Source organism: Flavobacterium sp. CG_23.5 (genome assembly GCF_017875765.1).
In the GTDB taxonomy this organism is placed as follows: domain Bacteria; phylum Bacteroidota; class Bacteroidia; order Flavobacteriales; family Flavobacteriaceae; genus Flavobacterium.
Window position 1 is genome coordinate 1,277,897 of the sequence record NZ_JAGGNA010000001.1, and the last position, 19,629, is coordinate 1,297,525.

18 protein-coding genes are annotated in these 19,629 nt (G+C 33.1%); 12 read left to right on the forward strand and 6 right to left on the reverse strand.

What is annotated here, in order from left to right; translation table 11 throughout:
- Positions 1-187: 187 nt before the first annotated feature.
- From H4V97_RS05375 to tgt, 3 genes are all read right to left on the reverse strand, one after another.
- Positions 188-1,069, reverse strand: coding sequence for a DMT family transporter (locus tag H4V97_RS05375; RefSeq protein ID WP_209549133.1), 882 nt, complete (start codon positions 1,067-1,069; stop codon positions 188-190).
- Positions 1,056-2,144, reverse strand: coding sequence for an LptF/LptG family permease (locus H4V97_RS05380; protein WP_196851444.1), 1,089 nt, complete (start codon positions 2,142-2,144; stop codon positions 1,056-1,058). Before H4V97_RS05380 ends, H4V97_RS05375 begins: the two co-directional genes overlap by 14 nt.
- A gap of 161 nt (positions 2,145-2,305) precedes the next feature.
- Positions 2,306-3,436, reverse strand: a complete 1,131-nt coding sequence (gene tgt / locus H4V97_RS05385) for a tRNA guanosine(34) transglycosylase Tgt (RefSeq protein ID WP_196851445.1) — start codon at positions 3,434-3,436, stop codon at positions 2,306-2,308.
- A 433-nt stretch (positions 3,437-3,869) separates the two neighbouring features.
- Between tgt and H4V97_RS05390 the strand changes: the two genes are divergently transcribed.
- The gene (locus H4V97_RS05390) at positions 3,870-4,913 is read left to right on the forward strand and encodes a tyrosine-type recombinase/integrase (RefSeq protein ID WP_209549134.1); all 1,044 of its coding nucleotides are present in this window, start codon (positions 3,870-3,872) and stop codon (positions 4,911-4,913) included.
- 118 nt (positions 4,914-5,031) lie between these two features.
- On the opposite strand, the gene H4V97_RS05395 is transcribed toward H4V97_RS05390, so the two are convergent.
- Together H4V97_RS05395 and H4V97_RS05400 are read right to left on the reverse strand one after the other, a co-directional pair.
- Positions 5,032-5,505, reverse strand: coding sequence for a hypothetical protein (locus tag H4V97_RS05395; RefSeq protein ID WP_209549135.1), 474 nt, complete (start codon positions 5,503-5,505; stop codon positions 5,032-5,034).
- A gap of 88 nt (positions 5,506-5,593) precedes the next feature.
- Positions 5,594-6,559: an RNA ligase family protein gene (locus H4V97_RS05400; RefSeq protein WP_209549136.1), complete on the reverse strand. Its 966-nt coding sequence runs from the start codon at positions 6,557-6,559 to the stop codon at positions 5,594-5,596.
- Between the two features lie 416 nt (positions 6,560-6,975).
- On the opposite strand from H4V97_RS05400, the gene H4V97_RS05405 reads away from it, so the two are divergent.
- The 11 genes from H4V97_RS05405 (at position 6,976) to H4V97_RS05455 (ending at position 18,985) form a co-directional block, all read left to right on the forward strand.
- Positions 6,976-8,205 (forward strand): DNA methyltransferase, encoded by a 1,230-nt coding sequence (locus tag H4V97_RS05405; protein WP_209549137.1) that lies wholly within the window; start codon positions 6,976-6,978, stop codon positions 8,203-8,205.
- On the forward strand, positions 8,192-11,086 hold the full coding sequence (locus H4V97_RS05410) for an Eco57I restriction-modification methylase domain-containing protein (RefSeq protein WP_209549138.1): 2,895 nt from the start codon (positions 8,192-8,194) through the stop codon (positions 11,084-11,086). Before H4V97_RS05405 ends, H4V97_RS05410 begins: the two co-directional genes overlap by 14 nt.
- 300 nt (positions 11,087-11,386) lie before the next feature.
- Positions 11,387-12,814, forward strand: coding sequence for a phospholipase D family protein (locus H4V97_RS05415; RefSeq protein WP_209549139.1), 1,428 nt, complete (start codon positions 11,387-11,389; stop codon positions 12,812-12,814).
- Positions 12,801-13,010 carry a hypothetical protein gene (locus H4V97_RS05420; protein ID WP_209549140.1) on the forward strand — a complete coding sequence of 70 codons (210 nt, stop codon included), beginning with the start codon at positions 12,801-12,803 and terminating at the stop codon, positions 13,008-13,010. The genes H4V97_RS05415 and H4V97_RS05420 overlap by 14 nt, the downstream gene beginning before the upstream one ends.
- Before the next feature lie 235 nt (positions 13,011-13,245).
- Positions 13,246-13,779: a hypothetical protein gene (locus H4V97_RS05425; protein ID WP_209549141.1), complete on the forward strand. Its 534-nt coding sequence runs from the start codon at positions 13,246-13,248 to the stop codon at positions 13,777-13,779.
- Positions 13,780-13,848: 69 nt separating this feature from the next.
- The gene (locus tag H4V97_RS05430) at positions 13,849-14,673 is read left to right on the forward strand and encodes a hypothetical protein (protein ID WP_209549142.1); all 825 of its coding nucleotides are present in this window, start codon (positions 13,849-13,851) and stop codon (positions 14,671-14,673) included.
- Positions 14,674-14,902: 229 nt separating this feature from the next.
- A complete protein-coding gene (locus tag H4V97_RS05435; protein ID WP_245345195.1) occupies positions 14,903-16,474 on the forward strand; it encodes an IS1182 family transposase in 1,572 nt (523 codons plus the stop codon).
- A 47-nt stretch (positions 16,475-16,521) separates the two neighbouring features.
- Entirely contained in the window at positions 16,522-17,502 is a 981-nt protein-coding gene (locus H4V97_RS05440) for a thioredoxin-like domain-containing protein (protein ID WP_196851476.1), read from the forward strand.
- Between the two features lie 173 nt (positions 17,503-17,675).
- Positions 17,676-18,107 carry a hypothetical protein gene (locus H4V97_RS05445; RefSeq protein WP_196851477.1) on the forward strand — a complete coding sequence of 144 codons (432 nt, stop codon included), beginning with the start codon at positions 17,676-17,678 and terminating at the stop codon, positions 18,105-18,107.
- Positions 18,108-18,302: 195 nt separating this feature from the next.
- Positions 18,303-18,833 carry a hypothetical protein gene (locus H4V97_RS05450; protein ID WP_196851478.1) on the forward strand — a complete coding sequence of 177 codons (531 nt, stop codon included), beginning with the start codon at positions 18,303-18,305 and terminating at the stop codon, positions 18,831-18,833.
- 2 nt (positions 18,834-18,835) lie between these two features.
- Entirely contained in the window at positions 18,836-18,985 is a 150-nt protein-coding gene (locus H4V97_RS05455) for a hypothetical protein (RefSeq protein WP_196851479.1), read from the forward strand.
- 156 nt (positions 18,986-19,141) lie between these two features.
- Here the strand turns inward: H4V97_RS05455 and H4V97_RS15940 are convergent, their stop codons facing one another.
- On the reverse strand, positions 19,142-19,441 hold the full coding sequence (locus H4V97_RS15940; protein ID WP_317192122.1) for a tyrosine-type recombinase/integrase: 300 nt from the start codon (positions 19,439-19,441) through the stop codon (positions 19,142-19,144).
- Between the last annotated feature and the right edge of the window lie 188 nt (positions 19,442-19,629).

Genomic DNA, 19,629 nt, shown 5'->3' on the forward strand with positions numbered 1-19,629 from the left:
AAGTTGTTTTCACCCTATATAAAGAAAACATAGCTACGTGAACCTAATCATTGGGCTATTCATCTCTTTTTTTCTACATTTCGATCTGGTTAAATTTTATGTTCAGTTATCAACGTCTATTCTTTATAATTACACCCAACGGGAAAATTACAAATTTTTTAAAAAAAACTAGTACCAAAAAACCAATTTAATCGTCTTTTTTATAATGTTTAATCACGCCATTTAGGATGACGGTGATGACAATTATTACGGCTCCAATATAAAATTCAACACTCATTTTTTCTTTTCCTCCAAGGATAAAATACGCCAAAACAATTCCATAAACCGGTTCTAAATTGGTAGTCAACATTACCGTATACGGCGTCAGTTTTTGCATGACTTTTACTGATGCTGTAAAAGCATAAGCCGTACAAATAGAAGCTAAAATCAGAATTAAAATCCAATTATTGGCTGTTAAAACAAAGAAATCTAAAGAGAATTTTTGTTGAAATATAAAGTAAATGGTGATAAAGAAAACACCGGCCAGAAATTCATAAAAAGAAATAACCGAAGGATCGTGGTTTTCTATTAATTTCCCATTCATAAGGGTAAACAAAACACCTAATATAATGGCCACCAACGCATACAACATGCCTTCTAAGTAATTCACCTCAACTTTCATAATCAGTCCAAGACCGGCAATGATAATGAGTCCAAAAAACACTTCATACCAAAGCACTTTTCTGCCATAAAAAATAGGTTCCAAAATCGAAGCAAAAAAAGCGCCCAACGAGAAAACCGAAAGCGTAATCGAGACATTTGAAACATGAATAGCTTTGAAAAAAAAGATCCAATGCAGCGCTATCAATAAGCCCACAAAAATCAATTTCAGAAAAGATTTCATTGGAATCCGAAATGATTTCTTTTTGAATATAATAAACAGCGATAAAAAGGCACTGGCAAAAAACATTCGATACCAAACTAAAGCATCGGCAGTTATGGTGATTAAAGCGCCTAAAATGGCGGTAAAACCCCAAATAAAGACAATCAAATGGAGGTTTAAGTAACTCTTGAGTTTATCGTTTTGCATTCCGTAATAAATAAATGGCTAATATCCCAAAACCAACATTGGGCAACCAAACGGCCAAAAATGGGGGAATACTCGATTTCTCTGCCAATACTCCAAATATTTTATCAAAGAAAACAAAGGCAAAAGCCAATGCAATTCCTATGGCAAGATTTATTCCCATTCCGCCTCGACGTTTCATCGATGATACCGAAACTGCAATAATCGTAAGAATAAAGGCTGATACCGGAACACTAAATTTTTTGTACAAAACCACTAAATAGACATTGATGTTCGAGGAGCCACGCTTTCGTTCTTTGTCAATAAATTTGATTAATTTATTCAAAGTCAAAGTCTCGGCAATATAGACCACAGGTGCTAAATCTTCTAAATCAAAATTAAACTTCGCTAATTTTTCCGGTGCCTTTTCAATTTTATCATTCAATACCCCGACTGTTCTTTTGGTATAATCATACATCGTATAATTGCGCGTCTTTGGGTTCCATTTTATTCTGCTTGCGGTAATTTTGTAAACTAATTTTTGCTCTTTAAATTTCTCCAATGAAAAATTAAAAGCAATCTTAGACAATGGATTAAAGCTATTAACATAGATAAATTCAGTATCGCTAATTTGTCTGTAAACATCAGTGTCATCGCCTCGCATGGCTTCTCTTCCTCCCGTTTTCAAATAGGTGTATCTAAAGTTATTGAAGCCTTCGCTGGCTTTTGGAACAATAAAAAATCCCATCAATAAAACAAAAACCGAAACAATGGAAGCGCCAATCACGTAAGGTCTTAAAAATCGGGTAAACGAAATACCCGAACTTAAAACAGCAATAATCTCGGTGTTATTAGCTAATTTTGAAGTAAACCAGATAATCGATAAAAACAAAAAGATCGGAAATAAGGAATTTGCAAAATAAATCGTGAAATTATAATAATAGATGGCAATTTCCACAAACGGAACTTTATTCTCCAACATGAAATTGATCTTTTCCGAAACATCAATAACAATTCCTATAGGTATGAACATTAACAACATAGCCGAAAACGTGGCTAAATATCTTTTTAGGATGTATTTGTCTATTATTGTTAACATAAAGGTTTATTGGGTTAATCGTTTATTTGGTTATTCGTTAAAATGGTGAATCGGTTATTCGTTAATTTTGTTATTCGGTTTAACAGTTAAACGCTTAAACAGTTAAATCAATTAATAGGTTATTCGGTTAAACAAATCAACGAATAAACAAATCAACGAATTTACAATCTTTGGCTCATATTCTTCACCATCATTTCTTTCCAAGGTTTGAAATCGCCTGCTAAGATATGTTTTCTAGCCTCACGAACCAACCACATATAAAACCCAAGATTATGAATCGTGGCAATTTGTTTCCCTAGGTATTCATTGGCAGCAAAAAGGTGACGCAAATACGCTTTGGTGTATTCCGTATCTACATAAGTGATGGCCATTTCGTCGATAGGAGAAAAATCATCCGCCCATTTTTTGTTTTTGATATTTATAGAACCGTTCGCCGTAAAAAGCATTCCGTTTCTGGCGTTACGCGTAGGCATCACACAGTCAAACATGTCGATTCCAAGCGCAATATTTTCGAGAATATTTATTGGAGTTCCCACGCCCATCAGGTAACGCGGTTTGTCTTCGGGTAAAATTTCACAAACTACTTCCGTCATCGCGTACATTTCCTCTGCCGGTTCCCCAACTGAAAGTCCACCGATGGCATTTCCCTGTTGATTGGAATTCGCAATATATTCGGCTGATTGTCTTCGTAAATCTTTGTACGTACTTCCCTGAATAATTGGGAAAAACGTCTGGTCGTAACCGTATTTCAATGGCACTTTATCCAAGTGACTGATGCAACGGTCTAACCAGCGATGCGTCATGTGCATGGAGCGTTGTGCATAACGGTAATCGCAAGGATAAGGCGTACACTCATCAAAAGCCATGATAATATCGGCACCTATGGTACGTTGAATTTCCATGACATTCTCTGGCGTAAAAAAGTGGTACGAACCGTCAATATGCGATTTGAACTTCACCCCTTCTTCCTTAATTTTTCGGTTGGCCGAAAGCGAATACACTTGATAACCACCAGAATCCGTCAAAATATTACGGTCCCAGTTCATGAATTTATGCAATCCACCGGCTTTCTCCAGAATTTCAGTTTGCGGACGCAAGTATAAATGATAGGTGTTTCCCAGAATAATATCTGGGTTTATATCTTCTTTCAATTCCCGTTGATGCACCCCTTTTACAGAGGCTACCGTACCCACAGGCATAAAAATAGGTGTTTCAATCACACCGTGATCAGTAGTAATGGTTCCCGCTCTAGCTTTTGACTGCGGGTCTGTTTTCAATAAATCAAACTTCATAGTAACGTTTTTCTACCGATTGTTCGGCGGGCAAAGATAGGTTAATTTGAAAATTAGATAATTAGATAACTGGAAAAATTAATTCAGATTTGGGATTTCCTCACAAAATGGGGCGGTAACACAAAACTTTCTGATGTATGTAAGGAATCGTTAGTATCAACTGTAAAATCAAAAATCATTGATCGACAATCTTAAATCATTTGGGCGTGCCCCTACGTCTCGTCCCAAAAAACGAGACTACGGGTCGGGCTATCCGTTGCAATCTTTTTCTTGTTCTCGATACTTCCGCTAAAAAGCGGAAACTCGAACTGACGAAAAAGGATTTTCACTGCTATCCCTCACGCAAAAAAGCTGCTATACTGCAAGAACCATTGCTGTAATAAAGGAATATTTGTAAAAAAATAGTATCTTTCAATCAGAAAATCAACACGATATGAATTGGGCAGCAAAATTGATACAACACAATAGCGAAAATAGAATTGCCGTTTATTTTGAAAAAAGTCAAGACCTAATTACCCGTATAAAACAAATAGAAGGAGCACGATGGAGTCATCAGAAAACGGTTTGGCACATCCCAGATACAATCGAAAACCGAGAACGTTTCAAGATAGAACCTCCGTCATATTCGCTCCCTTCACCCGAAGGAATTGTTCAAATACAAAAATTCAAACAATGGATGCGTTCCAAACGCTATAGCGAAAGTACCATAACTACCTATAGCGAAGCCTTAAAATCTTTCTTGATTTTCCACAGCGAAAAACCAGTTGTAGAAATCAATAATGAGGACGTGATAATATATAATAACGAGTATATTTTAAAAAACAATCTTTCGGCTTCCTACCAGAATCAAACGGTCAACGCTATCAAATTATTTTTCATAACAGTTAGAGAAACCAAAATCGATATTGACAAAATTCACCGGCCAAAACGAGCTAAACTATTACCTAATGTTTTAAGTAAAGAGGAAATAAAATTAATCTTGAATGCCCACAGCAATATCAAACATAAAATGATGCTATCATTAATTTACAGTTGCGGCTTACGTTGCGGTGAATTATTGGCACTGCAGCCCGTTCATATTGACTCGCAAAGGAATATTGTATTACTCAAAAATGCCAAAGGAAAAAAAGACCGAATTGTACCTTTGAGTCCTAAAATTTTAGAAATGCTGCGTGACTATTATACCGTTTATAAACCAACTGCTTATTTATTTGAAGGACGAGGAACAGGACAACCCTATGACGCTAGGAGTTTGCAACTCATCCTAAAACAAGCCATAGTAAAAGCCAATATTAAAAAGCCCGTTACGCTACATTGGTTGCGCCATAGTTATGCCACTCATTTATTAGAAAGTGGTACGGATTTAAGATATATACAAGAACTATTAGGTCACAACAGTAGCAAAACTACTGAAATCTACACACATGTAAGTACAAAAAGCATTCAACAAATTAAAAGTCCTTTTGATGATTTGTAAGAATTTTTTAATATATTTGAAAATAAATAAAGCGAAACAAAACTTCGCCAATCTACCCAGAATTGGGTGTATATACGAAGTTTTATTTCGCCTATATACTAGTTATCAGCAACCTAAGCTACACTTTGTGGTTAATAGCTTCTGCTTTAAAAATATGAATTAATTCGCCATCCCATAAACACATGGCTATTTTGTCATTAAAATACTTATCACATAATTTTTGTCTTTCATCCATCGTTTTAGGATACCAAAATTTTTCCATTAATTCAATTTCAGTCAACGGTCTATTCATTGCGTATGTAAATTCTTCATCAGTTAAAATATAATCTTTTCCTTTACCGTGTTGCATTGGGTAGTCGTTTGAGTACCCAACTACAAATTTACCTTTCGTATTTACATAGCAATTATAATTATCGCCTTGTGAGTATTTTTCAGCTTTGCACCACGAAATTAACTTATCTTTTATTTCTGGAGTTAAAATATTATTTTCCATTTTGTTTTGTTTTAAATTAGTAATTCGTGGTATGCTGATAACACTCGTTTGCACGCATTGCGGGTCTTGTGGTTCAATCATATTTTTATTTCGCATCATATTTATTTAAGTTAGAAAATTTATCGTTACGAACTCCGCAACGTCGAGCAAGCGAGGGAACGTTAGGAGCAACCGCCAATTGGAGTGGTTAAAAATTATTTAAAAACCAAAATCTTGCTTTATTTACAATAGCTCCTTTCACTTTCTTTTCATCTAATCCGCTTGTTTCTAAAGTATCTTTTTCCTCTTTTAAAATATCGGTTACAATCCATCTTAAAAACTCTCCAATAGATTTTGTTTCAATTGAGATTCCGTTTTCTTTTAGAACTTCCAATCCTTGTTTCAATCTGTTTTCGGTTACTGACAATTCTACAAATTCATTAATACTTTCCATTGCTACAACATCAATTTCGTTTAATACTTTTACTTTTGATGCAGAATGTTTTTCGCCTTTTGATTTGAATTTTAAATCAGGGAAATCTACTGATGTAAAAACAATTCCTTCTCCAATTCCAATATTTCCAAAATGCTTTCCAACAGGGCATTCATTTTCAACATCGATAGTTAATTCAATCAATCTATTTTGAATTAATTCAGGACTATTAAAATCTATTTCAACCTCGGATGTTTTAAATTGGTTAATATTAAATATTTTGTTTTCCTCATCTTTGAATGCTTCAGGAATTTCAACCCATTCATCATCTACTTTTACACCGAAAATCACAAACATTTTTTCCAATCCATTAATAGCAACTCCTTTTTGAACATTTCCACCGCACCATTCTCCATAAATTGCACCAAATTCATTAAATGATAATTTGTTAAAAAACTTATCAAAATCAAGTAAGTGCATTTTATTCATAAATCCAGCATTGTCAGATTCTAATTCTAAAACTCTTTCTCTTGATTGAAATTCTATTTTACCATCAGGATATTTTACAATTCCTGCATTTGTTCCGTGAAGTTTTACAGTTCCTTTAAATTTTAATGTTGGGTAATTTGAATTATGAGAATAAACACTTTCTCCTTTTTCGTCTTTCCCTTGATAATCGTGATTTGTTTTTACAGTTCTAATCACATTTCTAAACTGCTCAATACTTGGGTATTTTTTCATCTTATTCTTGTTTTAATTTGTTAATTGATATTCGTTCGTGGTATGCTCCTAACACTCGTTTGCACGCATTGCGGGTCTTGTGGTTCAATCATACTTTTATTTCGCATCATATTTGTTTTAATTAGAAAGTTTATCGTTACGAACTCCGCAACGTCGAGCAAGCGAGGGAACGTTAGCACTCACCCTAAAAGACCGACACGACCGACAACAAACGACCGAAAAAATGACAGGGAAATGCCAACGCTTCGTAAAATTAAAAGAGTTGCAAGCCGACCCACAACCCAACGCTTTTGCAGCACATTTAATTTTACCCATCCGCACCCAAAGCCCACCACCACCCTTAAAAATTTTCAACTAAAACTTTGACATCAGAAACAAAATGACTAAATTTGCCAAAATTTGGCAACTTAATTATTATGCAAACAATCGGAACAACATTCAAAAATATACGAGAAGAACGGAATCTTCTTTTAGAAGACTTAACCAAAAAAACAGGCATAAGTAAAGCGGTGTTAAGTCGTATTGAAAATGGTAAACGACTGCCGACAAGAGAACAAGTAAACCAACTTTGTCAATATTATAAAGCTGAAAAAAATGAAATTATTGTTCAATGGCTTAGCGACAAACTTGTATACGAAGTTCAAGACGAAGATTTCGCTTTGGAAGCAATGCAAGTTGCAGAAGAAAAAATAAAATACGGTACGAACGGGTATGCACATACAAATAATTATATTTTATCTCTAAACGAACACAAACAAAAAAGAAATATTGACGACTTCGTAAACAAAGTTGTTCAAGGTGATTGTTTAGAAGTTATGCAATTAATTCCTGATAAATCAGTAAATATGATTCTATGCGATTTGCCATATGGCACAACGCAAAACAAATGGGATTCAGTAATAGACTTAAAGAAACTTTGGGTAGAATACGAAAGAATAATAAAAGATGACGGAGCAATTGTTTTGACTTCACAGGGAATTTTTACAGCAAAGTTGATTTTGAGCAACGAGAAATTATTTAAATACAAAATCACTTGGATAAAATCTAAATCAACCAACTTTCTAAACGCTAAAAAACAACCACTTCGTAAACACGAAGATATTTGCGTTTTTTACAAAAAACAACCCACATACAATCCTCAGATGTCCGAAGGTGAGGCATACGATAAAGGTATTCGCAAAGACCAATATACAGGAAGTTACGGGGATTTTAAACCAAAACACGTAAAGAGCAATGGCGAACGCTATCCAAATGACATAGTATTTTACGAAGAACAAAATATTGATGATTTTGTGTACATTAAAACAGCAGAATCAGAAGGAACTGTTTACCATCCAACCCAAAAGCCAATTGAATTAGGTCGTTACTTAATTAAAACTTTTACAAATCCAGGCGATATTGTTTTAGATAACGCTTGTGGAAGCGGTAGCTTGTTGCTTTCTGCAATTTTAGAAAACAGAAAATTTATAGGTATTGAAAAAAATGAAGATGTATTATTGCATAAAGTAAAACCAACTGATTACATAAAAGTGTGTTCAGACAGAATTAAAGAAATATTAAAAAGAAAAGAAGTTGAAGAGTCAACTTTAAGACTTTTCAAAGAACCAATTGCAAAATATCACACACTGAATTATGAAGTTAAATGAAAGAGCTTGGGCAGGGCAAATAATTAGTTGGATAAAACAATCCATCAATGACAGTACTACAATATTTCAAGACGCCACCAACGATGAAGGCTTGAAAGTTGCCTCAGGTAGAACAAAATTCCCTGATGTTCTTTTATTTACTGATAAAATTTCAGGTGTTGTTTTCAACGGTTGGGAATTAAAATTTCCTGATACGTCTGCGGACGATTCTGAAATGCTTGAGAACGCTTTGGAAAAAGCCGAGCGTTTAAAATCAAATTCTTTCGTTACTTGGAATGGTACTGAGGCAATCATTTGGAAAATCAATGACGATAATTATTCGCTTTCAGGTTTGGAGAAACTAAAAGTTTATCCAAAAGAAAAAGACATTGTAAAAAGAAATGATTTAGCCGATAGAAACAACTACAACAAACACGAAGCTAAACTTCAAAAAAGGCTAAATGAAATTTTACACGATTTAGGACAATTATACGAGAATGGAGAACTTAAAAATGCGATAAACATTTCGTCAAATATTGTTGAAGCGGTAACACAAACTGCATTGCATTTTGTTCCACAACTAAAAAATGAAATCAACGAACTTAAAGGAGATGATAAAGCTTTCAGAACCGAATTTAATCAGTGGAAAATAATTGAAAGTGCTACACTTAAAATCCTTTCAACTTCATCAAGACGAGTTGAAAAAGTTGAACCCGAAGAAGTTTTAGCAAAGTTCACTTACTATAAATTGATTGGTAAAGTTTTGTTTTATTTGACTCTTTCCGAAAACTTGTCAGGCAAAGTTTCTAAATTAGAGTTAAAAAACAGCAAACAAGTTCAAAAACAACTAAATGAATTTTTCAATCAAGCAAAGAAAATAGATTATCAGGCTGTTTTTGAAAGCGATTTTACAGACAAAATTCCATTCAATGAAACAATAGATGAGTTACTCTTTAGACTTGTTGGAGTTTTTAACGAATTTGATTTTAAAGTTTTACCAACCGAAGTAATCGGCTACATATTGGAAAACTTAGTTCCGCAAGAAGAAAAACAAAAATTCGGGCAATACTTTACTTCGGAAACTTTAGCAAATCTTGTTACATTTTCAGCAATTAAAAGCAGAAATGATGTTGTGATTGACCCGACATCAGGTACAGGAACTTTCTTAAATTCGTTTTACAACACATTGCAATTTTTTGGGAACAAAAGCCACCAACAAATTTTAAATCAAATTTGGGGTAACGACATATCTCATTTTCCTGCAACACTTTCAGTTATTAGTTTATACAAACAGAAAGTTGATGATACAGCAAATTTTCCGAGAATAATCCGAAAAGATTTTTTCACGATTACGCCTAGTCAGACAATAGCAATTCCCGACAACAAAGACATTGATAAAATCAATCAAATTCCCATTCCGAAATTTGACGCTGTTATTTCAAATTTTCCTTTCATTCAACAAGAGGATATTCCGAATGAAATTTTGAATACGCAGTTTGAAAGCGAGTTTGCGAAAACCCAAACTGCCTTTATGAACGGTAATAAGTTTGACATAAACGGGAAAAGCGATTATTACATTTATTGCTTTTACAACTCATTTAAGTTTCTTAAAGACAATGGAACTCTATCAGCAATTACCTCAAACGCTTGGTTAGGCAAGAATTATGGGTTACAGTTCAAGAAATTCCTATTGGATAATTTTCACATCAGATACATTGTAAAAAGCAATGCGGAGCATTGGTTCAAAGATTCTAAAGTAAGTACTATTTTTATAACACTTGAAAAAGGGGCAAGCAAAGAGCCAACTAAATTTATTACAGTAAACGAGAAGTTGGAAAATCTTTTTAAAGAGAATTCATTACAACAGTTTGAAGATTTTTATACCGAAGTAGATAATTGCAACAATTCCAAAAACGCCAATTGGCAAGAAGATGGCCAATTCAAAAACGTATTTCATAAAACAGATAAAACAATTATAGTTAGTATTGTTGAGCAATCACATTTGAAAAATTCTCTTGTTTCACAAGAAAATTGGGCAACTTATTTTGTTAGCCAAAATCCATTAGGTGTTTTTGAGAAAAAACTCATAAATCCTTTTCCAAGCATTTATGATACAGGCAGAGGAACACGAACAGGTTGGGACGAAATGCACATTATTTCCAATGAGGAAAACAAATCATTGAAAATAGAAAAAGACTTTTTGTTGCCGATTTTAAAAACAAGTCAGGAACTTAAAACAGTTGCTTACAGCAACAAATCGGAATACAATCTTTTTGTATGCAACGAAGATGAAAAGACATTGAAAGCAAAGTATCCAAATGCTTACAAACACATCAAAAAGTTTGAAACAACTACAAACAAGACAGGAATTGCATTGTCCGATGTTTTGAAAACAAGAAAACCGTTTTGGTATTCGCTTGCACCTGAACAATCGGCAAATATTTTCATTTCCCTAAATCCAAGCCAACGATTATTCTTTTCGTTCAGCAAATCGCCTTTGTATCTCAATCAAAGATTGGTTGCAATTCGTGTAAAGAAAAAAGACGTTGAAATTGTATCGGCATTGCTAAATTCAATCGTTTCTCTTTTGATTGTTGAATTAAATGGAGTTTCAAGAAACTTGGGAGCATTGGACTTGAACGCTGACTTTTTCAAGACAAAAATGAAAATTTTCGACCCAAGTTTACTAACTGAAAAACAAATAGAAAACATCCTCGGAAAATTTGAAACGCTTAACAAACGACAAATACAGGATTACGAAAACGAATACAAACAAAAAGACAGGATAGCTTTCGATGAAGAAATATTAAAATCTTACGGCTTTAAGACAGACTCTCTTCCACAATTGTATTCTATTTTGACCGAGACAATTAAAAATCGTGTAGAAATGAAAAACAGATAAGATAGCCAACGCATTTGGTGGCACATTTGTATTTTTTGCAACAGCACAGACCAACCCTAAAAAATCCAAAAGAGCCACCAAGCCAACGCACCAAGACAGACACAAACGACAACGAACAAACACGACAGAAAAGAAGGGCGAAGTGCTAACATCGGTTTTGCAAAATGGCGGGTTCAGTGCTTCTATGACAGTTTAGTGCAAGGTTCAAGTTCGGTTTTTCAATTGAACATTTGTGCTAAAAATCCGCCACTTCGCAAAGCCGAGAACCGTTAGCGGTCAGGCTAAAAGACGACACCACCAATGAAACTACTTTCAAATAACGAAGTTATAAATCACAAAACTGAAATTTCAAATGCAATTGAACTTGCAGAAGAAATTACAATTTGCACTGCATTTCTTAAATTTTCGGGACTGAAAAGTTTATTAGAATTAATAAATCAAAAAAAAACTAAAACTATATTCTTTGTTGGGACAAATTTTTATCAGACCGAACCAAGTGCTTTAAAGCAACTTTTTAATGACGGTCATACTATTTACCTTAACACAGAAAAATTAACGACTTTTCACCCAAAAATATTCTTATTTAGAACTCAAAATGAAGTGAAAGTATTTATTGGTTCTGCGAATTTGACAAGCGGTGGTTTAGAAACAAATATTGAAACATCAATTGAATGCAATACAACAATAGATTCAATGCTTCATAATGATATATTAGAGCAACTAAATTATTTCAGAACTAAATCAAAAAGAATTGAAAGACTTGAAACAATTTTAGATTACGAAAAAAGATATAAAATATATAAAGAAAAGCATCAAATTGCTGATAAAGCATTTGAAAAAGAAGAAGAGAAAATTGCTGAAGCAGAACGCAAAAGAGAAGAAAGATTACTAAAAATAGAACAAGAAAAAGAAAAAAGAAAAAATCCAACTTCTGATTCCAACACAATAAAAGACAGATTTGCAATATCTGATGATTATAAAAAAAGTTGGCCACTATTTTTTGAAGAATTTAAACAATTCAAAATTGAAAATAATGGAAACACCATAATACCTCCATCACACAAACTACATAAATGGTATAAAAGACAAAGAGAGTTTTATGGTCAAATAGACGAAAATGGTATTAGGGCAATTTTTCCTGAACACTTGGAATTATTAAATAAAGAAAATTTCTTTTGGGGTAACCCTAATGAAATTATATGGATGCAAAAATGGGAAAATAAACTAGCAAGATTAGATACTTATTGCAAATCAATTAATCAAGAGTTTTCCTGGATTAAAGTAGATAAAAAAAATAAGCAAAATCCTTTGAATGACTTAGCACAATGGTGTATGGATCAAAGGTTAAGATTGGCGCAACTGGAAAACGAAAAAAACTATAAAACCAAAAGACGAAAAATTACTGAGTATGAAATCACAAGACTCAAAGAAATTAAATTTTTAACTGAATCTGAAAATGAAGGTGGCATAGTAAATCAAGATGGATTTATTCAACGCTTGATTGATTTGGAAAATTTAAAAAATAAATGTTTGAAAGCAGGAATACGAAGATGGATTCCTTCGCAGACTGACCCTAACCCAATAGTAGCAGAATTAGGTGGCTGGCTGGCTGACAATCTCACATTTATTAGAAACCATACAAAAAATGGAACACAACCTGAACTTGCAAAATCAAGGTCAAAGGATTTAAGCGATCTAGGAATTGACACAATAATTGGAAAAGAATAACTTTGAGTTTGATGTGCTCGACTGGTTAGATATGAAAAATCTTTATCCAATTGAAAACCCAAAAGGAGAAGCAAGAAAACCATTTGTAAAAGTTCTTAATTGGGAATCAGGGCAAAGAAATAAATACGGCTCTGCACAGCCTTGGAAACAGAAAAGACTTGTTGAACTTAAAATCATAAACCCACAATCTATTTGACAATATATTGTATAACTGCAAAATTGACACTTCTACCCTTCACTGACAAAGAAGCCCGAACCGCTAACACACGTCTTGCGCAATTTGCTAATTTAGTGGAATTACCGTTTTTTATCGTATTTTCGTTTAGCCGAAAATACTCGTCTTCGTAAGTCGCAAACTGCGCAAGGCGCGAGAACGTTGGCGGTCAGTTTAGCAGAACGTGGAGAAAGAGTAGTTATATTTAAAATACATAATGAATAATTTAATGGTAAGTACTAAAACTTTAAACGGTATTTTAAAAGTCATAACAAATTTTATGTTAGACAAAAAAAGTATTAGCGAATTGTCTAACATAAATTTAATTGAAACTAAATATGCTCTCGATGTTTTAATTTCTAACGGTTATGTTTTACGTTCTAATTCTAAAGGCATTAATGATAACGGACAAAAATATAGTTATGTTTATTATGTGGCATCAGAATCAGCAAAAGAAATATTAAATGATGGCGGATTTACAAAACAATTATCTATGAAAGAGAAGAGTAAAACATCTGTAAAAAATAAATTATCTATAAAAGACTCTACCGTTAATGGTCAAATAAATCAAGGTTCACTTTTAAAAAAAATTCCTATTAACAATAATACAAATGCCATTCCAAGCAAAAACGAACCGAAATCAATATGGTTTAGGATTTGGAAATTTACCGACCACAAACTAATTGCACAAATTATACTCATAATAATATCTTTAATTTTAGGTTATTTTGGCTTTAAGTATTTAAAGTAATTTAACCTTTCATTCCATTAAAGTGGCGGAATGATTAACCACATAATTTTAACCTTAAACCAATATAAAATGAAATTTCACCCTATTTTCCATAAACCATTTCAAAAATGGTGGTTAGTTATGGCTGTTTTGAGTTTAATTAATTTTTCAATATTTGGTTTTCCCTCCACGTTTGAAAATAAAGACTATGGCTATTTTTTTTACACTTTAACTGCATTGTTGGCTGGTTTAGTTTATGGTTCCATTTTGTATTTAATCTATTGGCTTTTTAGTAGAAAATGGAATAATAAAATTTTTATAATTTTAATATCTATTACTTGGTTGTTTTGTTTGCTAATTCAAAACAAATATAAAATGAATGAAAAAGTAGTTGTTGAAACTAATATTGAATTTAAAGATTATTCTAGTCTAGATATCAAGTTAAACGAAATTGGGTATTATCATAGTAAAATTAATAATTTCAGACTTCAGATTCCAGAAAATTGGACTTTGCAAAAAGGACAAGTTCTTGGAACTGAAATTAGTGCTTTAGCTCCAGACAATGGAGGTATTTTCATTTTACAGATTTGTAATTTACATAATAACAAAATTGACATTGACAATTTACCAGATAACTTTTTTTTAAAATTTCTAGAAAACAAGCGTGCGTACAAAATGAAGACTATAGAATCAAAACTGACAACCTTAGCAAATCAGAAAACAAAATATAATGCCTTTACTTTATCTTATAGTCATTTAAATGAAATGCTAAATTTTTATATAGAATCGTATGTTTTTATATATGATGACAGAATTTATCATTTAATATTTAAACGTGAAATAGAACAAAAAGATAATTATAAATTAGAAATTAAAAACATCTTGAATTCATTTATGCTAGAATATTACAAATAAATAAAACCGAACCGCCAACAGCTGTTTTGATATAGTGGGGTTTTAGTGGAATTACCGTTTCGCATCATAATTCTGCAAAGCAGAAAATTGAAAGGTTACGAATTCCCCACCATCTCAAAGCAGCGGGACGTCAAACTGTCTAATAACCTCTTTAGCTCTCGCTAACTTATTTGTATTAAAAATCTTTCAAAATATTTTGTAATACGATTGATTTTTTGTACATTTAAGTATGAAATTCATCAACGGAACCAACAGAAACCAACTGCCACTTTTTGCCTCATCAATTGATGATGCCATTGCGCAAGACAATGAAATTAGGCTCATCGACCTTTTTGTGGATAGTTTAAAATTGAGTGATTTTGGTTTTGCTTTCGACTTTGTCGAAAACGGAAGACCTGCCTATCACCCGTCGGATTTACTCAAACTTTTTATTTACGGTTATCTCAATCGCATGCGTTCGTCGCGAACTCTCGAAAAAGAATGTTCCCGCAACATCGAACTCATGTGGTTGCTAAAAGCACTTGTTCCAGATCACAACACCATCGCCAATTTCAGAAAAGACAATCCCAAAGCCATTGCGCGTGTCTTTCGAGCAACGGTGAAGATGGCTTCCCATTTTGAACTGATTGGCGGAAGCCTTGTCGCGGGTGACAGTACTAAACTTAGAGCCCAAAACTCTAAGAAAAACAATTTCAATCCCAGTAAAATAGAACGGCATATTGCTTATATCGATGCTAGATTAGAAGAATACAATCTGGCTTTAGCAAAAGCGGACGGCGATGAAACTGAAAAGAAAAAGATAGAAACAAAGGTTAGAAAACATACTATCCAAAAACAAAAATACATTCAATACAAGAATACAATTGAGACAACCGGTATTACCCAAATCTCTACTTCAGATCCCGATAGTCGCCAAATAATGACTCGAAATAACATCTCTGAAGTAGCCTATACTGTACAAACAACAGTAGATGCTTTGCACAATATCCCAATTGATTTTAAGGTCACTAATGAAAATGATTCTAAAGCTATGGGAGGCATGCTGCGCCGTAGTAAAGTCATTTTGGGACATAACAATTTTACCGCCATTTATGACAAAGGATACCACACCGGAAGCGAGTTTGAGTATGCTAATAAACTAGGCGTTGCTGTCTTGGTTGCCATTCCAGGGGTTGCCGCACATGCACCCGATACTGCTTTTGATGTAGAACATTTTAAATACAATAAAGACACTGATTCTTATACGTGTCCCGCTAATGAAATCCTAACCACTAATGGGAATTGGTATTCCAAAAAAAACGGGAAATCAATAACCCAAATGAAGCATTATAAAACTAGTGCCTGTTTGAATTGCGAACTCTTTAAGAAATGCACTAAAAATGTTAAAGGAAGACTCATAGAACGCTCCCAATATGCCGACTTAATTTACGAAAACAAAGTTCGAATCGAGAATAACTATGAAATCTATCGCAGGCGACAAGCCATTGTGGAGCATCCCTACGGAGTTATTAAACGGCAATGGGATTTTTATTTCATGACCAAGAAAACCATAAAACACGCCTCTGCCGATGTGGGATTGATTTTTACAGCCTATAATCTCAGGAGAATTTTCAACTTGATTGATCCAAATGAGTTAAAGCAGTATCTAAAAGTATTGACCGTGTTTTTCAACTCTATTAAAGCCTATTTAAAGGCCTTTTGCCACTTGAAATTATTGACGAATCATTGTCAGCCTCTTTTTAAAGAGACTTTCTTTTGTACGACAAATCAACTATATTTACAAACTCACAACGCAGTTTGAGAAACTTTGAAGGTTTTTAGACGAACTGACGTTAGCAAACATTATAGATGAAAAACACGATTACAATATTACTCTCATTATTTTTTTTGAATATAGTTGCTCAAAATAAAGTTGAATGCGACAAATTATTATCAAAAGAAATTGATATCGAAATAAATGACTTAGAAAAATTTCAAAGTGATTTTTCTAATTTTAAAAATTGTGGATTAGATTCTGTTGACTTAGAGATTTTCTCAAACAATTCAATTTTAGCTACAATACTCATCACACTTACATCCGAAAATAAAAATGAAAAAATAACTTACGGAACTTTATTGAGTAAACTTTTGGATTTTAAAAAAAGTGAGCAATATCCAAAAATTAGAGAAGTAACATTGATTTCAAAAGAACTTTCAACTAAGATTGCTAGAATCGAAAATTGGAATGAGGACAAAATAAAACTTAAAAAACTCGAAATTTCTGAAAGTTATTTAGTTAAAATGCATGATTTTGTAAAAGAAAATTCAGAGTCAAAAACGTATAAAGAAATTTTCATGGTTCTTAATGAAGAACAAAATAAAAATAAAGTTACTACTTTAAAAAAATCAGAGGATTATTCAGATATTTTTACAAATTATGGAAACGCGGATTTAGCGGATTTATTAAAAAAAGCTAATACTTTAAATAAACCACTAATAATCTATTTTACAGGTTATGGTTGCATAAATTCAAGGAAGATTGAAAAAAACATATTATCTGAAGATGTGATTTACGAAAAACTTAAAAATCAGTTTTATTTTGTGAGTCTTTATCTAGATGATAAAACCCAATTAGCAAATTCTGAAAAATTTACATCAACATCTACCGGAATATTAATTACAACTATTGGGCAGAAACATTCAAATTTACAAATCGAAAAATTTAGTGTGAATATGCAACCATATTTTGCTATCCTTGATTCAAACGGGCATATTATTGCAACAGAAAGCTATTTGACTGATAAAGATAACTTTATGAAATTTATAAATAAGGGATTGAACACAAAATAACGTTTGCGAACACTTGCTACAAGAGATTTGGGCATTTGGTTTAATTTAAAAATGGTCTTGTATTTGGGAAGTTTAGGCAAATCCGAAAATAAGGCTTAATTTAATCCCAAACCTCTTGTAGCAAGGGAACGTTATATGCCATTGCATAGCCAACGACAACTAATAAAGTAAGTATGAATACAATCAAAATAACATTAAATGGCGGTGAAGATTATGACGGAATCGTTGAAAAAATTCTTGTTGAAAATGATTTAAAAACTACAACAATTGTTATCAAACAATGGGATGTAGATACATATATTTTGTCAGAATTGAAGTTTTTCGGAATCGTTTTTCAGGCTCTTCAAGATATCACTTCTTTTAACTTAATTGACGACATAGAATTTGGAAAAGGTGAAGATTTAATTCTATCCCAATTAGACGATTTCCTAAACGATAACCCAGACATAATGTTAGCAAGCACAAAAGACAATATTGAAAATGATATAAAATCGCAAACAAATTTGCAGTCATTCTTTTTTCATTTGCGTTATTGTAGAGATTGGTTTATTGTATGCTCTAAAATGACACTTAATGAAATAACAAAAGATAGAAACGGCATATAACAGCGGTTACAAGAAATGGCAAGAAAAGTGGTAAATTCACGTTTATTTTCCGCAAGAAAAACTATCCTAATGGCAAATATGCGGCTACGAAGTTCAACACTAGTGCAAGCCACGAGAAGTTGGTGGATATACGCCCACAGAAATCGGAAAAACGTAATATTTTCAGAATTAGAATATTTTGATTAAATTAGCTGAATGGATAAAGAAGCTGAAACAGGACTAGATTTTGTAATTGATAAGTTAACAAACTCAATAGAAAACGTGATTACTGGAGACAGTTTTCAGACTGAAATTTCTATTCTTCAAAACTCTGATTTAAAATCTGTAACAAAGAAAAATGGCTGGCTTTTTAATTGGAATGAAGAATTTAAAAATCCTGTAAGAGATATTTATAAACTAACTATTTCGGGTAATTCGAAAATCATTCAAGGATTGGTCAGTCTAGAAGTTAAATCTGACCACGTTTATATGCATCTTGTTGAAAATGCACCATTCAACAAAGGACAAACAAAAGTTTATGCTGGCGTAGCTGGCAATTTAGTAGCTTATGCTTGTAAATTATCTTTTCAACGTGGACACGATGGAAATGTTTCTTTCCTTTCAAAATCACAATTAGTTGAACATTATGAAAAAACACTTGGAGCTTTTCATTTTGGCGGCAGAGTTATGATAATTGAAACAAAATCAGCTTTGAAATTAATCAATAAATATTTTCAAAATAAATAGTTATGAAAGCGAAAAAATCTGATATAGAAATTGATACAATTGGAGGACTAGATTCTTTAACTTTAGCTGAAGAAAAAGCTTTGAGTGATTTTTTTCAAAAGAAAAAACAAACAAAAAAGAAAGCTGATAAGAAGAAGGATCTAAATACCTAAAAGAAGTACATCCACCAACAGCTAAAGCTTCGTTGGGCTTGAAAAGCCAACAATGAAGCCACGCTGGGAATAGCGACTATCGAAATCACCGCCTGCTCTACCTTGAGGTTGTCCGTTAAATAGATACACTTTGGGTTTCTCGGCTTCAATATAAGTTTAGAGTCCTCTAATTAAATGTTTGGATAGCGGAACATAGCGGTCTTTTTTACCTTTGCCTTGCACCACTTTGAGTTGCTCGCGATCAAAATCCAAGTCTTGCAAACGCACACTTCGGGCTTCCATGCAACGTAATCCACAGCCATACAAAAGTCCAATAAGCATTCTATGTTTCAGGAGTTGGCAACTAGTAAGCAACCGCCAAACTTCTTCTTTACTGAGAATCGTAGGGATTTTTTGATCGTGCTTTATCGGGGGTAAATGTAGGTATTCATAAGGCAAGCCCTCTGATTTAAGCAAGAATCAAAGACCATAAACACAATGTTTAAAGTACGTTTGCGAAGGCGTTTTTGAGCGTTTTTGAAGCATAAACCAGTATTCTTGCACTTGCTCAATTTCTAACTCCGTTGGGATTTTTCCGAAATGCAATGCCATAGCCGCAAAATGCTGACCGTAGTTTCTACAGGTATTTTCACTTCTGCCTAAAA

Coding starts and splice junctions, on each gene's coding strand:
- H4V97_RS05375 (WP_209549133.1), bottom strand. CDS start 1,069: ATGCAAAACGATAAACTCAAGAGTTACTTAAACCTCCATTTGATTGTC.
- H4V97_RS05380 (WP_196851444.1), bottom strand. CDS start 2,144: ATGTTAACAATAATAGACAAATACATCCTAAAAAGATATTTAGCCACG.
- tgt (WP_196851445.1), bottom strand. CDS start 3,436: ATGAAGTTTGATTTATTGAAAACAGACCCGCAGTCAAAAGCTAGAGCG.
- H4V97_RS05390 (WP_209549134.1), top strand. CDS start 3,870: ATGAATTGGGCAGCAAAATTGATACAACACAATAGCGAAAATAGAATT.
- H4V97_RS05395 (WP_209549135.1), bottom strand. CDS start 5,505: ATGATGCGAAATAAAAATATGATTGAACCACAAGACCCGCAATGCGTG.
- H4V97_RS05400 (WP_209549136.1), bottom strand. CDS start 6,559: ATGAAAAAATACCCAAGTATTGAGCAGTTTAGAAATGTGATTAGAACT.
- H4V97_RS05405 (WP_209549137.1), top strand. CDS start 6,976: ATGCAAACAATCGGAACAACATTCAAAAATATACGAGAAGAACGGAAT.
- H4V97_RS05410 (WP_209549138.1), top strand. CDS start 8,192: ATGAAGTTAAATGAAAGAGCTTGGGCAGGGCAAATAATTAGTTGGATA.
- H4V97_RS05415 (WP_209549139.1), top strand. CDS start 11,387: ATGAAACTACTTTCAAATAACGAAGTTATAAATCACAAAACTGAAATT.
- H4V97_RS05425 (WP_209549141.1), top strand. CDS start 13,246: ATGAATAATTTAATGGTAAGTACTAAAACTTTAAACGGTATTTTAAAA.
- H4V97_RS05430 (WP_209549142.1), top strand. CDS start 13,849: ATGAAATTTCACCCTATTTTCCATAAACCATTTCAAAAATGGTGGTTA.
- H4V97_RS05435 (WP_245345195.1), top strand. CDS start 14,903: ATGAAATTCATCAACGGAACCAACAGAAACCAACTGCCACTTTTTGCC.
- H4V97_RS05440 (WP_196851476.1), top strand. CDS start 16,522: ATGAAAAACACGATTACAATATTACTCTCATTATTTTTTTTGAATATA.
- H4V97_RS05445 (WP_196851477.1), top strand. CDS start 17,676: ATGAATACAATCAAAATAACATTAAATGGCGGTGAAGATTATGACGGA.
- H4V97_RS05450 (WP_196851478.1), top strand. CDS start 18,303: ATGGATAAAGAAGCTGAAACAGGACTAGATTTTGTAATTGATAAGTTA.
- H4V97_RS05455 (WP_196851479.1), top strand. CDS start 18,836: ATGAAAGCGAAAAAATCTGATATAGAAATTGATACAATTGGAGGACTA.